This window comes from Moorena sp. SIO4G3, from assembly GCF_010692305.1.
Lineage (GTDB): Bacteria > Cyanobacteriota > Cyanobacteriia > Cyanobacteriales > Coleofasciculaceae > Moorena > Moorena producens_A.
This window is the reverse complement of record NZ_JAAHIG010000250.1, coordinates 1-13,471: the sequence shown is the minus strand read 5'-3', so window position 1 is coordinate 13,471 and position 13,471 is coordinate 1. Positions and strand designations below refer to the sequence as shown.

The window sequence follows — 13,471 nt, the reverse complement described above, 5'->3', positions numbered from 1 at the left end:
CCTGCCACAACGGTACAAATTAGACTCGTTATCTAGATCGTATCGTGAAGCGTCGTGCAGCGTGGTTTTAACCCGCGAAACGACATCCGCTTAGAATCCACGTGTTTTCAAACCGTGGAGAGTTCAAGTAAAGGTTCATTAGCCCGTCGCCAGCTAGCTAAGCGTGAATCTCGAATACATCAACGCATTGCTAGGCAGCGCATGAATCACCGTTACAACCTGGCTCACAAGCTGGTGAAAACCGGCAAGAAAGTGTTTTTCCTAGAGTTGCTAAATATCAAGGGACTGACAAAACGAAATAAACCCAACAAAGCCGCTGATGGGACGTATTTGCCTAACGGCCAATCGGCTAAGTCTGGGCTGAACAAGTCGCGGGTTAACGCGGCGTTTGGTGAATTTCTAACCACACTGGACTACATAGCCTCAAAAGCTGGAGCAGTGGTTATCAAACAAAAACCGGCGTATTCATCAATGATTCTGAGTTATCGGAACGAAGTTATATTTACCGATTGCTCAATCAGAAAGTATTACGATCCGGTTGAAAAGGTTTTGGTTGACCGGGATGTGAATGCCGCAATCAACCTCAAACGACTTGGGCTGGGCGTTTTCCCAAGTATAAAACGGCGTAGTGGGAAGCTAGTCGTATCTGGCGATATGGACAATAGTACCACGAAGCAAATCGTGTCTATCCTAAGGGACGGCACGGACACTCGATCGCTTCTCAGTCTTTGGCCTATGGCCTAGCCTTTGGCGAACGGATGAAGAAGCCCACGCTATAGCGCCAGCTTAGCGGTGGGAGTGCGTCACTTAAGGGAGTAGCAAAAAAATAAAATACCAGTTTTTAGCTTGTAGGGTGGGCAAAAAGCGATGCAGAGGTGCGACCCGTGGCGAATTTAATTCGCCTACGGAAAACGCACCATTACGGTCTTGGGAAGGCAGCGCCGACCTGTGGGGGTTTCCCCCATGAGCAACTGGCGTGGTTTCCCCCACTCGCGCTTTGCATGGCTGACACAGTTTGGTTCAAATAAGTCTTCTAGAGAATATTACTTTGCCCACCCTACTTGAATTTGTATTTTTTTTACACCCAAGTCCCTAAGGTGGTGTCTGGTTGAATACTGATCTTTCTGGATCTTTCTGGGTTGATAGTTAATTAAAAATTAAAAATTAACAATTAACAATTGATAATCATTAATAGGTTGGTTTAATTATTGTTGGGAGAGGCGTTTGACTGGTTCACCCCCTAATAAGTTATGGGCATCTTCCAAAAAATCTGGTATTGTATCAGCATTAGGACTGTTACGCAAACACTGCCTCAGGTCTAATTCTCTGACCCGATTGGCTTGGGCACCAGGAAACCAGTGACCCGCATTAGTTAAGAGGTTGTAGCGCATTTTCGCATACTCTACCAGATCGTACGCGATCGCTAAATTCCTCAACCACAAAATCACTGGAATATTGATACCGCCTGGGGTTTCTGAATGGGTGGGTAAGCCAATGTCCCAACTTCGGAACCAGTCTTCTCCCAATTTTGCGATCGCTTCTGACTCCAAACGCTCTAAAATCGGCGGTAATACTTCTTCTGAGCGCTCCAGAAGTTTTACAGTTTTGAGGTGTTCATCAAAATCTGAAGGTCGAGATGCCCCTAGACTCAAGGTATGGACCTCGGGATGGCTCAAACAAAACAAATCATTAAACACCATTGGGCTAAGGGGAGCACAAAGTTCCACTAACCGTTGTGGTGGTTTATAGAGCATACCCCCTTTATCGGAAGGGCTAATGATGAACACCCCCATATCGTGACGAGTAGCGGCTTCAATGGCAGGCCAATTTAACTGATTAATGTAATACCAGTGCAAGTTAACGTAGTCAAACTGGTCCGTTTCAATGGTTTTAACAATCACATCTGTAGGACCATGAGTCGAGAATCCAATAAACCGTACCTTACCCTCTGCTTTAAGCTGTCGCGCTACATCTAAATAACCACCAGGACGGATAGTCTGATCTAGCAACTCAGGGGTATTAATCCCGTGGATTCCCAGTAGGTCAACATAGTCAAGTTTTAGGAAAGCGAGGGATTGATTAAACTTACGACAAAACTCTTTGGGATCTGGCTTAGGAGTAACTTTAGTCTGAACAATCAGTTGTTCTCGGGGAAATTTTGGCAAAATCTCTCCTAATTGCATCTCAGAAGTACCGTAGCCACGAGCAGTTTCTATGTGATGAATGCCAAGCTCTAGAGAACGGCGGATTGTTGTTTCGAGATTCTGTTGATGATCTTGGGGAATTTGCTCCTTGGGAACATCCTGCCACTTGAACTGGTATCGCATACCACCACAGGAAAAGACTGGCATCTGTAATTCTGTACGCCCAAATCTTCGATATTGCATCATAAACGTGCTTTGAATCACCCAGCTGCTAGTGTCTGCTCTTTGATTATCTAACTATTTTTACCAAAAATTTTGGGTTTAAAGCCCCGTCCTTATAGGACGGCTTTCTTGATTAAGTTAAAACTTGACAGTTTTCGCACTGCGTGTTATGATAAAATTATAAACAAAAAACTAAACACTAGATAAATACTATCTAATCATAAGTAGACAACGTAAAAAATATGTAAGAGATACATATTGCGTAATTTGGTCTAGCGATGCAGCGCGGTCTTGGGGGTTTCCCCCATGAGCGACTGCATCAAGACAACGACTTAAAAGTCTATGAAAAAAAATTAGATAAAAAAAGTATCTATCTATATGTAAAAAAAAGGTAAGGTACGGTGGGGTTAGAAGTTACCGTAAGAAGAGTGGAGCCTTTATAGTTAGTCGGCTATGAGTAAAAAGTTTTAACCTTTTTGATTAAGGCTCCACTCTTCTAAGGTTTCGTTTCCGGCACACCGAAACCTAGGTCGAAGACTAAACACGCTTGTGGAGAGGAGACCTCTATTTTTCCTGGCTCCGGCAAGGGATAACAAGTCACCCCGTTGTTCGCGTAGCGTGGCCATAGGCCAAGCAAGAATCCCCGTCCTTCCAGGGCGGGGAGTGTCAAAACCTCAGCATTCAGCCGTCAGCATTCAGCCTTTAGCTGTCCGTAACTCAGCATTATTCGGATGCTTACCTGTTGTCTTGATCCCAAGCGCGAGTGGGAGTTCCCCCCACAGGTCGGCACTGCCTCCCCTGTTCCCTTGCTGCATCGCTTATTCAAAAGCTGTTCAGTGTAGCTTACCCATAGCCACTAAGCCGAACAAGAAGTGTGCGCTACCCCCACGCTTCTTGTTCGGCTATCAGGTATCAGCCAAAGGCTGTGACAACGCTATGGGAATAGTTTATCCCCATAGTGCTTGCTACACCGAACAGCTTTTGAATAAAATAAGCTACAGGTGTCAGCTGACGGCTGTCAGCTTTCCAGGTTCCAAGGTTTTCCCATCGGCTCTAGCTAATACCCACGCTAGTCAGGTACAATGAGGATAGCTCAGATAATTCTCCTCAAAAACCATGAAAGCCTACTCTGTTGATCTTAGACAAAAAATTATTGATGCTTATAATCAAGGCAATATCTCTCAACGTAAGCTGGCTAAACAGTTTAATGTTGCCTTAAGCTTTGTTCAAAAATTACTCAAACAGTATCGAGAAACCGGAAATATTGCTCCCAAAGTTCGCACTAAACAAACTCCGATAAAACTTACCCCAGAGCAATTAAATATTCTCCGAGATCTGGTCATCAAAAACAATGATGCTACCTTAGATGAACTCCGGATTTGGTTAGCCGAAGAAACGGGTGTGTTAATTGGTCATTCCACAGTCGATAGGATGATTAAACGTTTGAATTTAACCCGTAAAAAAAACTTTAGACACCACAAAAAGAGGAAAAAATAAATTCAGGTGCGCTCTTACCATTAAGAATTAAATTCGCCAAGTAAGGGCGCACCTAAAAAATAATCTTTATATTTATTCGATAATGGCTCCTCGGTCAATGGGGAATCGTGGTCATATTAATGATTCCCTATTACTGATCCCAATTGCCAAAATTGTAAGGGGTCAGCAGTCAGCAGTCAGCAGTCAGCAGTCAGCAGTCAGCTTAAAAAAAACCTAATTTGGGATAATTTAAAGGTGCCCTAAATGTAAGCATATGCGCTACGCGCACGCTGCTTGAGGTGCCGTCAGCTATCAGCCGTGAGCATTAGGCTCACGCTGCGCGAACAGCTTTTTGGCACAGGCTTTGGCCTTGGCCAAAAGGCCACGCGGGGCGCGTTTGGCCACGCGGGGCGAACGACGCTGGCACTTCAGTCAGGATTATTCCAATGCTTACTTGTTGTCTTGATGCAAAGCGCGAGTGGGGGAAACCACGGCAATAGCGAGTGGCGCATGGGTCTGTGTGCGGAACCTGCGTCCGCACCTGTCTTGATGCAAAGCGCGAGTGGGGGAAACCCCCAAGACCGCACTGCATCGCTCTCCAGCCCCGTGGGAACCCCCAAGACCGCGCTGCATCGCTTATTCAAAAGCTGAGAGCTGAGAGCTGAGAGCTCAGAGCTGAGAGCTGATAGCTGAGAGCTGAGAGCTGAGAGCTGATAGCTTACCTCAAATCTCTTTAGCTGCCCGCTCAATCAGATGACGAGCAACAGTTTGAATCCCAGTATGCTCATAACAATTGGTACTAGCGTCTAGAAATGCCGCTACATAGTCTAACTTGTCATCAGCAAGTTCTATGAAGCCACCCAGACGCTCAAACAGTGACTCAGGGCTTAACCCAGTAGAGGAAATTAAATTATCCATCCAGTCACCAACTGCATCAAAGGTGTTAGTGATAAATCCCTGTTTATCGGATTCAGGAATTGAGTCACTCAGAGCTGCAAAGGCAGGATTATCTTCTAGAGCGGACTCCCCTCCTTCATCCAGGCTATTTCGGACTTTAGAGATGAAGTCAGCACCGAGAGGAATTAGACCATCAATGCAAACTAAGGCTACCATCCGCATCAGAGCTTCGTTATGATAGTTTTCTGTCACAGAAGCAGCAAAATCTACCGGATTAAAGCCAAGGCCGTGAATCTTGCTATGAGCGATCAGTTCTCCGACCAGTTTTATACTCAAGTCAATAGATTGAACGGTGTCAGCTTTGGGAGTCAGTTTGTCTAAGAATGGGATCCAACTCAAGGTATCCCCGACTTTGTCAGCTAAAGCTGCTGCTGCGATCGCTGTGTCAGTATTGTCAAGAGTGTGGTAAATCCAGATAGCTGTTTGGTATCCCTGATCAGGGTCTTCGTATAGCTCAAGGGCGCGGGCGCGAATTGACTCAATCACATCTGGATCTGTTTCCCCTGTAATTGAGATAATCGTATTGTCAAAACCGACGAGATTTTCCCATTCCCCCGGAACAATAAAATCCAGAACATTCAGTACTGTTACGGTTATATTATCCTCTGGAAGCTGATCAACTAATTCAATAATTGATTGACCCATTTTCAGTTTTTTTAACTATAAACTTCTCTCACGAAAACATACACAATTCTAAATGTCAATTGTGAAGGAATCATGAAACTAATCTGTAAGCTATCAGCTATCAGCTATCAGCTAATGGGCGTTGCTGATTCTGGGTATGGTTTTGCCCCCCTAGCCCCCCAATTTTGGGGGGAACAAGACTTTCTTGCGTCCCCCAAATTTGGGGGACCAACGGGGGCTTGACCAAAACCAAATGTCGGGCATTCATTCCTTGATTCAGCAACGCCAGCTAATGCGCTACGCGCACGCTATTTGATACTAAGTTGCGTTCAAAGGTACAACTTTCTGTTCCCCCTATCTCCCTATCTCCCTATCTCCCTATCTCCCTATCTCCCCACCTCCCCACCAATCACATTTTAGTCGGACGCAAGAAACAGCCCTGCATTGCTTAGGTAGGATACTGAGCCAAACTAATTAACGTCAAAGTCTACAGGAAATTCAGGAGAACTTGGTTGAGCTTCTAGGAGCGCAGCAACTCCATCCCCCTTGAGCTGATTACCAATTACTAATAGCTTTTTGCCAGTAACATTATAAATGTCATAACGTTCATTACCTTCAAAAAGGTTGTTACCAGGAGTACTAGCAGTGCCTAAATCTGGCTGAGATTGGCTAATCGCTACCAAGCCATCCCGACTATTATTGATAATTTGGTTTTCGCGCAGCACAGGACGTGCAGACCCTTCAATCACTACCCCGTCAATGTTGTCACGAATCTGATTATTTACTATCAAGGGTGAACTGTTGCCCCCTATCGCCAAACCATGACCGGTTTGCTCAATAATATTACCCCGGATTTCTCCTGTTGCTTCCCGAGTTACAGAGATACCGTTTCCTTGGTTATTGGCAAAACGATTATTTTCAATCAGAGGGTTTCCTTTACCACTAACAAACACTCCTTCGCGATCGCTATTGATAAAGGTATTGTTACGAATGATGGGATTGGTGGATTCTACCCACACACCACTCCCTCTGGTATTAGGATTAGTAATAGTTACTCCCAGAATCTGAGCATCTTGAGCTGCCAATATCGTTACATTCTGACCTGCCCAAGTGCGACTGAGGTAAAGACCGCCACCAATTATAACTACTCCTTCACCTCTAGCGGACTTGTTTCCCTGGAGAATCATCCCAGGTTTGAGTTTAAGGGGAAAGGTTTCTCCCTGTTCAACGGTGTACTGACCTGGGGCTAGGTGGATAGTAGCTAAGGGACGAGCTTGCTGTAAGGCATAGGTAATAGTTTTGAAGGGATTAGCAGTGGTTAGACCAGCATTTTCCGTGTCTGTACCCTGTTGAGAATCCACGTACAAAACTTGCTTGATTGCTGGTGGCGACTGCCTAGGGTTCGATCTCGGTAAGTTACGAGTAGGAAAATTGTCTGGTGTTGGTCTACTTATCCTGCCAGATGAATCCCATTGTTCACAGCCTGTTACCGCTAAAGCCATAATTAATCCAGCAGCAACTAATACAAAGTTAGGGGATTCAGTTAGCTTATAAACTTTGTATTGCAGCATTGTCAAGGTTAGTACTTAACTTGATGAGAGCAAAATTTTATTCGCCTATTATAGCGTTTCTCATCACTATGAAAAACGCTATAGTAGTTCACTCTAGCCTAGTCAATTTCTTCAGCAGCACGAAGAATTAAATGACGCGCAACGGTTTGTATGCCAGTATGCTCATAGTAGTTAGTGCTAGCGTCTAGAAATGCCGCCACATAGTCTAACTTGTCATCGGCAATTTCTACAAAACCCCCGAGACTGTCGGAGAGTGAATCACGGCTTAATCCAACAGAGGATACTAGATTATCCATCCAGCCACCAACTGCATCAAAGGTTTGAGTAATGAATCCCTGTTTATCGCCATCTGGGATTGAGTCCCTGATGGCTTCAAACTCATCATTGTTGGAAAAGGATGATTGATCTCCATCTTCAAGGGTATTTCGTACTTTAGACACGAAGTCTGCACCAAGAGGGATTACCCCATCAATGCACACTAAAGCTACCATGCGCATCAGAGCAGCTTTATCATAGTTCTCCTGGATAGAACTGGCAAATTCAAAGGGATTCAAGCCAACCTTGTGAATTTTGCTATGGGCTAGTAGTTCCCCCACTAATTTCAGACCCAAGTCAAGCCCTTGAAGCTTGTCCGCTTTAGGAGTCAGTTTCTGTAAAAACGGAATCCACCTAAAGGTATCCCCGACTTTGTCAGCTAAAGCGGCTGCTGCGATCGCTTTGTCAGTTCTGTCAAACTTTTGATAAATCCCAACGGCTTTTTGGTATCCCTCATTCGGGTCTTCGTAGATGGCGAGGGCGCGATCGCGAATTTTCGTAATCACCTCGTAATCCTCTTCCCCAGTTAGCTTGCGAATGGTGTGGTTAAACCCCACTAGGTTTTCCCACTCCCCTGGGATCACAAAATCCAGTGCGTTCAGTATTTTTACAGTTAGGCTATCTGTTGACAGTTCATCAACTAACTCAATTATTGATTTACTCATAAAAAAATACGTTTAATGTTTGGAAATCCCGTTTATAGTAGACCGGCTCGGAAAGTTGAACCTATACCCTAATCACTATAACAATCGGATTTAAGTTGTGAAAATCTCCAAGACCGGAAGTGAAGCAACAGAGCACAATTCGAGCTATCGGGGCAATCTTTCACGCTTTGGTTAGTTGAGGGCAAATCAATTGGTAGTGCGCTAAGGGTGGGGTCTATTTAACTCATCGTTATCAAAAAATTAATAATTATGAAGGTAAGCATTCAGCCGTTAGCCGTGAGCTAAAAGCTCACGGGTGCGCGTAGCGCTAATCGCGCTATAGCTGAATGCTGAGAGCTGATAGCTAATAACTGATAGCTGTTGGCGTAGCCTGCGCTTCGCGCATATGCTTACTTATGAAGAGCTAAGGGCTGGACTCGCTAGTTCTGGGGATTAATACTAAGTTGCGGTCAAACGTACAACTTTCTATCCCTATCTCCCCATCTCCCCATCTCCCCATCTCCCCATCTCCCTATGCAAGCAATCTACTCTCTTTGAATGCAACTCGGTATAACCTATTCCGGTAGAGGATGTCAAGGCTGTACGATTACCGGTGTTCCTATAGCAACCTTTTCAAATAAATCCCGGACATCTTTATTGAGCATTCGGATGCAACCGTGAGAAACAGCTTGTCCGACGAGTTCCTCAGCAGTTGTTCCATGAAATCCAATATAATTCTTCCCATTAGTCCAAAAACCAATCCAGCGATCGCCAAGGGGATTATTCGGCCCTGGAGGAATTACTTCACCTGTCCAAGGATGCTCCCAAGCTGGCTCCAGAAGCTTTTGGAGCACTTCAAAATTGCCTGTTGGTGTTTCCCAACCCGCTTTACCGATGGCAATTGGGTAACTGTTTAGGACTTGAGCCGCTTGATAGACATAAACACGACGTTCACTCAATTTAATTACTAAACGAGTAATTTCAGTAGCCTCTGCTGGCAAGTCTTCTTCTAGAGGAAGATATAGATCCGGGTCTTTAAGGGGTGGCAATTTTGGGGCTTCAATTCCAGGCAATTGATTTTGAGGTAAAACCTCTTTGGGAGTAGGAACAGGACTACTTATTTTTTCAGAGGCAGCTACCTGCTGTTGCCCATTAAGTATTGGAATTACTATACTCAAGCAGAGTAGCATTAAGCTCCGAGATAGCAATTTATCTCTCACCATTATTAAATATTTTTTAGTTATAACAACTTTATAACATCCCTTTTATAGACTTGAAAAGCCACATTATCGTAAGCTATCAGCTATCAGCTCATGCAGTATTTCACAGGCTAGAAGCCTGTGCCACACACGCTACAGATGGTGCTACTTGAGGTGCTATCAGCTATCAGCTCATGCAGTATTTCACAGGCTAGAAGCCTGGGCCACACACGCTACAGATGGTGCTACTTGAGGTGCTATCAGCTATCAGCTCATGCAGTATTTCACAGGCTAGAAGCCTGGGCCACACACGCTACAGATGGTGCTACTTGAGGTGTTATCAGCTATCAGCTCATGCAGTATTTCACAGGCTAGAAGCCTGTGCCACACACGCTACAGATGGTGCTACTTGAGGTGCTATCAGCTATCAGCTCATGCAGTATTTCACAGGCTAGAAGCCTGTGCCACACACGCTACTTGAGGTGCTATCAGCCTATGGGCTATCGGCACCCTACTTGAGGTGCTTTTGAAGAAAATAGCTGACGGCTGAACGCGCACGGGTGAGCTAAAAGCTCACGGCTGACCGCTGACTGCTGTTCGCGCAGCGTGCGCGTAGCGCATATGCTTACACATTATCAAAAACCTTAACACCCATAATATCATTGAGTTTGGGCTCAAATAATATTAGTAATTATACGGATAAAGTATTCCGGAAAGAATCTATTCTTTCCGTAGATTTTACAGTAGATTAGTTAATTTTAAATGCTTCGATTAACAGAAATATAAGTTAAGTTGATTATGAAAATTAAAAACTTGAATGTCTGGACAGGGACTACCTTGTCATTGCTGCTGTGTACCCTTGCTATGGCTCCTGCTAAGGCTAACTCAATGGGTGAACAAGCCCAAAACCGGATCCTGAAACAAGATCGGGGGCAAGAGCTTGACAAAGGTACTATCAAGAGTATCGTTGGCAATATAGTAAAGATTAAGCTTGACAACGGTGACAGCAGAACGGTTTGGCTACCCACTTCCAAGCTCAGGCAATGGCATTTGATAGAAGGTAAGCAAGTCTTGATGGCTGGGAATCGTATCGTTAATGTGGTTAGTTCCAGTGCTTTGGCCAGTTCAGAGACTACGAGGGTTACCAGTCGTGTTAGCGAGGTGTTAGAGTCTGTCCAACAGAGGCGTATCGAACGGGTGAACCGTATTCGGAGAACTGTCATTTCCACTCCTGTACAGCCAAGAGTGATTACTCCTCCTCCAAGCCGAATTGGGATACCTGTCAGAGCACTGTGGTAGGGACGGGTGCGCCTACCTGTGGGGATTTTCAGGGGGCTGGATGCGATCGCATACAGAACTTAAACCATCAACGACTGCATTAACACAATGGTTGATAGTTAACGGTTGGCTTGATGCTTAACAAGAGTTTCTGATAGTAATGAGGTACACAGGATTTTTTTCCAGTGCTCTTTTCCGTCACAATCCCCTTTGCTCTGTTACCTTTTCCTTCTATTCCCATAAAAAATATCGCCCGGAGTTTTAACTCCGGGCTAATCAAGAAAGTTGATTAAAATGAGCTAATTATTACCTGAACCGGTACTGATAATTCTATTGTGGAGCTACAATATATGGAGAGGGAACCCTTTGAACCTTACCTGATTTGGCCAAAGCCTGATAAAGCATAGATACCATCTCAGCATGAGTAGCAGGTTCATTGGGTCTGAGCTTAGTTTTGTCACTGTAGTTAACAACTATACCCGCTTCTGTTGCTGCTGCTACTTTCTCAATCGCCCACTCAGGAATCTGATTCTTATCTCGGTAAATCTTTAACGTTTCCGCTGGATTCGATGAAGGTTGAAGATCAAGACCGCTAATCAGACTGACTAAAACCTGTACACGAGGAACTTTTTGCTCAGGACGGAACTCCTGTCCGGGATATCCTGACATAAAGCCAGTTTCAGTAGCTTCATCAATGGCTTTAGACGCTGACTTATCAGTAGGTTTATCCTTGTAATTTACTCGTTGTCGCTTCTTCTGCTCTTTAAACACTTTTTGAATTTGAGCAGCCAACTCTCCCCGTGTCACCGGTCTGTCCGGTACAAATTTCTGATCAGGTAAGTTAATTAATACCTTGTCCCTGGCTAGAGGTATCATGAATGGACTTGCCCAATGATTATTAGGAATCTCCTGTACTTGAATCGAGCGGAAATCGCTAACATCTATAGGGATAGTTTGTGATGATGCTCCGGCTTGGTCAGAACCTGTGCTACCGTCAGTACTGTTACCGCCTCGGGCTTGGTCTGGACCTGTGCTACCGTCAGTACTGCCATCGGATCGGAATTTGCCCTTGCCCATGGTGCCGTCGGTATATCCTGTGGATGAGTACCCCGATGAGAATAGCCCCAGGAATGGATTAGTTTCTGACTGCTCTGGTGATTTACCTTGAGCTGACCCGAGCATGAAACCGGTAGCTGGATCAGGTGAGTATCCCCTAAACAAAGAACGATTTCTTGATTTGGACCATTCCGAGGGCGCAGATGATGAATCACCCCCACCGGTGATTGATTTAAGGCTTGGCAATAGTGATGATTCCCCCGTTGACTCAGATGATGCTATGGAAGACTCAACGGATTTTAAGCTAAATTTTTCCCGGTTGCCCTTTGTGCCCCAAAATAAAATTAGACCAACAGTGGCAAAGGCGACGATAATTGCCAGTAATTCATCAAGCTCTAGAATTGGTTTGCGGCTTGGCTGAGGAGGTGTTGGGGATGATGATTGGTCGGACGGTGATTGATTTGTCATAGGATGGCTGAGATACAAATCTTGTGACTGCTCTCCCCGGTTTTAAAGCCTAGGGATTGCTTGAATTTACCTAGATTAAACCATAGCTATGTTATTGAAAAAAGATTCATATTTTCCAACCCCAGGTTAATCTTACTCCCCAAAATACTAGTAAACTTGCCATTGCTAACCAATCACACCACCGTAAACGCAGTTGATGCCACTCCACTTTATGCTCATTGGGACTAGTAAAGCCTCTGACAGTCATGGCACTAGCAATTTGCTCAGCCCGTAACAGCAGATTTTCCAGAAGCTTTTCCGCAACCATTAACCAAACTTGTAAGCTTCGGCTCAGACCTAGTTTTTTCCAGTTGATAGCACGAGTGCGTATGGAACGAGCTAAATTCTGTACTTCTTCTAGCACTAGGGGGATAAAGCGCAAGGAAAGGGTTAAGGTCAGCAGAATTTCCGTAACCGGAACATTCAAACGCCGTAAGGGTTTGATTAAGCTTTCTAAACCTGCGGTAATTTCTTCTGGTGCTGTGGTCAGCAGAAAGAGACTGGAACTGTAAACTAGGGTAAATAGAGTTGTGCTGATCCGGATCGCTAAATCTATTGAGCGACGAGTAATAGTAAGACTAATCATAGAAAACGCTTTACCACTCCAGATCACATAACGGTAGTCACTAGGTTGAGGTAGGGTGAGTTCTTGAGGTTCTGGAGGTAGTCTGACTTGATGGTCAATTGCCATACCATCTGGAGCGATCGCAGTGATCAGAAAAACAAAACATGCTACCATCAACAACCAACTCATTTGCTGACGCCACACCCGCCAGGGAATCCTAGCGGTAATAGTGATTAGAATCAGTAAGCAAGATAGCCCGAGCCGACAGTAAGGATTTGCCAACAGGGGTGCGATCAGAAAACTGGTCAACCAAACCATCTTTACCCTCGAGTCGAGGTGATGCATCCAGGTGACTGGTTGTTCCAAGTATAGTCCGATCGGAAGCGATCGCAATAAGTCCATGATGTTAGTGGTGAGTGCTGAGTGGGTAGTAGTCGAGGGGGTTAGTTATTAGACTTCTTGCAGAAGTCGGGAACAGGGAACAGGGAACAGGGAACAGTGGAGAAGAATTTACCCAAACACGATCAGAAAAATACTTTTGCAAGAGGTCTATTAAACACGGGTAGCTCGATTGAGGTTGATTTGAGCTTCTTCTCCATCACGGACTTTTTTGCCTCGCCACAGTAAGCGTAGTGGTGTACCGGTGAAATCTAATTGTTGGCGGAACTGACGCTCTATGTAGCGACGGTAGTTGTCTTTGAAGCGTTTGGGGTCGTTAACAAACAGGGCAATAGTGGGAGGTTTAGTTTTTACCTGGGTACCGTAGTAGATTTTGCCCTGACGTCCTTGGCGATTGGTGGGAGGAGTGTACCAGCTAACAGCTTCTTGTAAGACTTCATTAATTACAGAGGTAGAGACACGACGTCCATGTTGATTGGCAGCGGTATCAACTAAATCCAAAATTGTTTCGACC

Annotated in this window: 14 protein-coding genes and 1 pseudogene; 4 read left to right on the top strand and 11 right to left on the bottom strand. The window is 44.9% G+C overall.

Annotated features, from left to right (window positions below; all coding sequences use genetic code 11):
* Positions 1 to 54: 54 nt before the first annotated feature.
* Positions 55 to 744: a transposase gene (locus tag F6J99_RS31160; protein ID WP_293118754.1), complete on the top strand. Its 690-nt coding sequence runs from the start codon at positions 55 to 57 to the stop codon at positions 742 to 744.
* Between the two features lie 63 nt (positions 745 to 807).
* Here F6J99_RS31160 and F6J99_RS31155 read toward each other — a convergent pair whose 3' ends face one another.
* The 3 genes from F6J99_RS31155 to F6J99_RS31145 form a co-directional block, all read right to left on the bottom strand.
* Positions 808 to 990, bottom strand: a complete 183-nt coding sequence (locus F6J99_RS31155; RefSeq protein ID WP_293118752.1) for a hypothetical protein — start codon at positions 988 to 990, stop codon at positions 808 to 810.
* 215 nt (positions 991 to 1,205) lie between these two features.
* A complete protein-coding gene (locus F6J99_RS31150) occupies positions 1,206 to 2,387 on the bottom strand; it encodes an aldo/keto reductase (protein WP_365974578.1) in 1,182 nt (393 codons plus the stop codon).
* Positions 2,388 to 2,833: 446 nt separating this feature from the next.
* Complete coding sequence (locus tag F6J99_RS31145; protein WP_293118750.1) at positions 2,834 to 2,992, bottom strand: hypothetical protein; 159 nt, start codon at positions 2,990 to 2,992, stop codon at positions 2,834 to 2,836.
* Positions 2,993 to 3,029: 37 nt separating this feature from the next.
* Here F6J99_RS31145 and F6J99_RS31140 point away from each other — a divergent pair, with 37 nt between their 5' ends.
* Both F6J99_RS31140 and F6J99_RS31135 read left to right on the top strand, forming a co-directional pair.
* The gene (locus tag F6J99_RS31140; RefSeq protein WP_293118748.1) at positions 3,030 to 3,452 is read left to right on the top strand and encodes a hypothetical protein; all 423 of its coding nucleotides are present in this window, start codon (positions 3,030 to 3,032) and stop codon (positions 3,450 to 3,452) included.
* A 30-nt stretch (positions 3,453 to 3,482) separates the two neighbouring features.
* Positions 3,483 to 3,863, top strand: coding sequence for a helix-turn-helix domain-containing protein (locus F6J99_RS31135; protein WP_070393914.1), 381 nt, complete (start codon positions 3,483 to 3,485; stop codon positions 3,861 to 3,863).
* Positions 3,864 to 4,565: 702 nt separating this feature from the next.
* Here F6J99_RS31135 and F6J99_RS31130 read toward each other — a convergent pair.
* The 4 genes from F6J99_RS31130 to F6J99_RS31115 all read right to left on the bottom strand — a co-directional run bounded on the left by F6J99_RS31130 (position 4,566) and on the right by F6J99_RS31115 (position 9,176).
* The gene (locus F6J99_RS31130) at positions 4,566 to 5,444 is read right to left on the bottom strand and encodes a hypothetical protein (protein ID WP_293118746.1); all 879 of its coding nucleotides are present in this window, start codon (positions 5,442 to 5,444) and stop codon (positions 4,566 to 4,568) included.
* A 449-nt stretch (positions 5,445 to 5,893) separates the two neighbouring features.
* The gene (locus tag F6J99_RS31125) at positions 5,894 to 6,994 is read right to left on the bottom strand and encodes a DUF1565 domain-containing protein (RefSeq protein WP_293118756.1); all 1,101 of its coding nucleotides are present in this window, start codon (positions 6,992 to 6,994) and stop codon (positions 5,894 to 5,896) included.
* 98 nt (positions 6,995 to 7,092) lie between these two features.
* Positions 7,093 to 7,974 (bottom strand): hypothetical protein, encoded by an 882-nt coding sequence (locus tag F6J99_RS31120; RefSeq protein ID WP_293118744.1) that lies wholly within the window; start codon positions 7,972 to 7,974, stop codon positions 7,093 to 7,095.
* Positions 7,975 to 8,546: 572 nt separating this feature from the next.
* Complete coding sequence (locus tag F6J99_RS31115; protein ID WP_070393910.1) at positions 8,547 to 9,176, bottom strand: L,D-transpeptidase; 630 nt, start codon at positions 9,174 to 9,176, stop codon at positions 8,547 to 8,549.
* A gap of 774 nt (positions 9,177 to 9,950) precedes the next feature.
* Here F6J99_RS31115 and F6J99_RS31110 point away from each other — a divergent pair.
* On the top strand, positions 9,951 to 10,451 hold the full coding sequence (locus F6J99_RS31110; RefSeq protein WP_070393909.1) for a hypothetical protein: 501 nt from the start codon (positions 9,951 to 9,953) through the stop codon (positions 10,449 to 10,451).
* A 309-nt stretch (positions 10,452 to 10,760) separates the two neighbouring features.
* Here F6J99_RS31110 and F6J99_RS31105 read toward each other — a convergent pair whose 3' ends face one another.
* The 4 genes and pseudogenes from F6J99_RS31105 to F6J99_RS31090 all read right to left on the bottom strand — a co-directional run.
* A complete protein-coding gene (locus tag F6J99_RS31105; protein ID WP_293118741.1) occupies positions 10,761 to 11,954 on the bottom strand; it encodes an S-layer homology domain-containing protein in 1,194 nt (397 codons plus the stop codon).
* A gap of 106 nt (positions 11,955 to 12,060) precedes the next feature.
* Positions 12,061 to 12,960: an energy-coupling factor transporter transmembrane protein EcfT gene (locus F6J99_RS31100; protein WP_070393906.1), complete on the bottom strand. Its 900-nt coding sequence runs from the start codon at positions 12,958 to 12,960 to the stop codon at positions 12,061 to 12,063.
* Positions 12,961 to 12,964: 4 nt separating this feature from the next.
* On the bottom strand, positions 12,965 to 13,102 hold the full coding sequence (locus F6J99_RS31095; RefSeq protein ID WP_293118738.1) for a hypothetical protein: 138 nt from the start codon (positions 13,100 to 13,102) through the stop codon (positions 12,965 to 12,967).
* Positions 13,103 to 13,110: 8 nt separating this feature from the next.
* Positions 13,111 to 13,471: pseudogene (locus F6J99_RS31090) on the bottom strand (ribosome biogenesis GTPase Der); the annotation flags it as partial.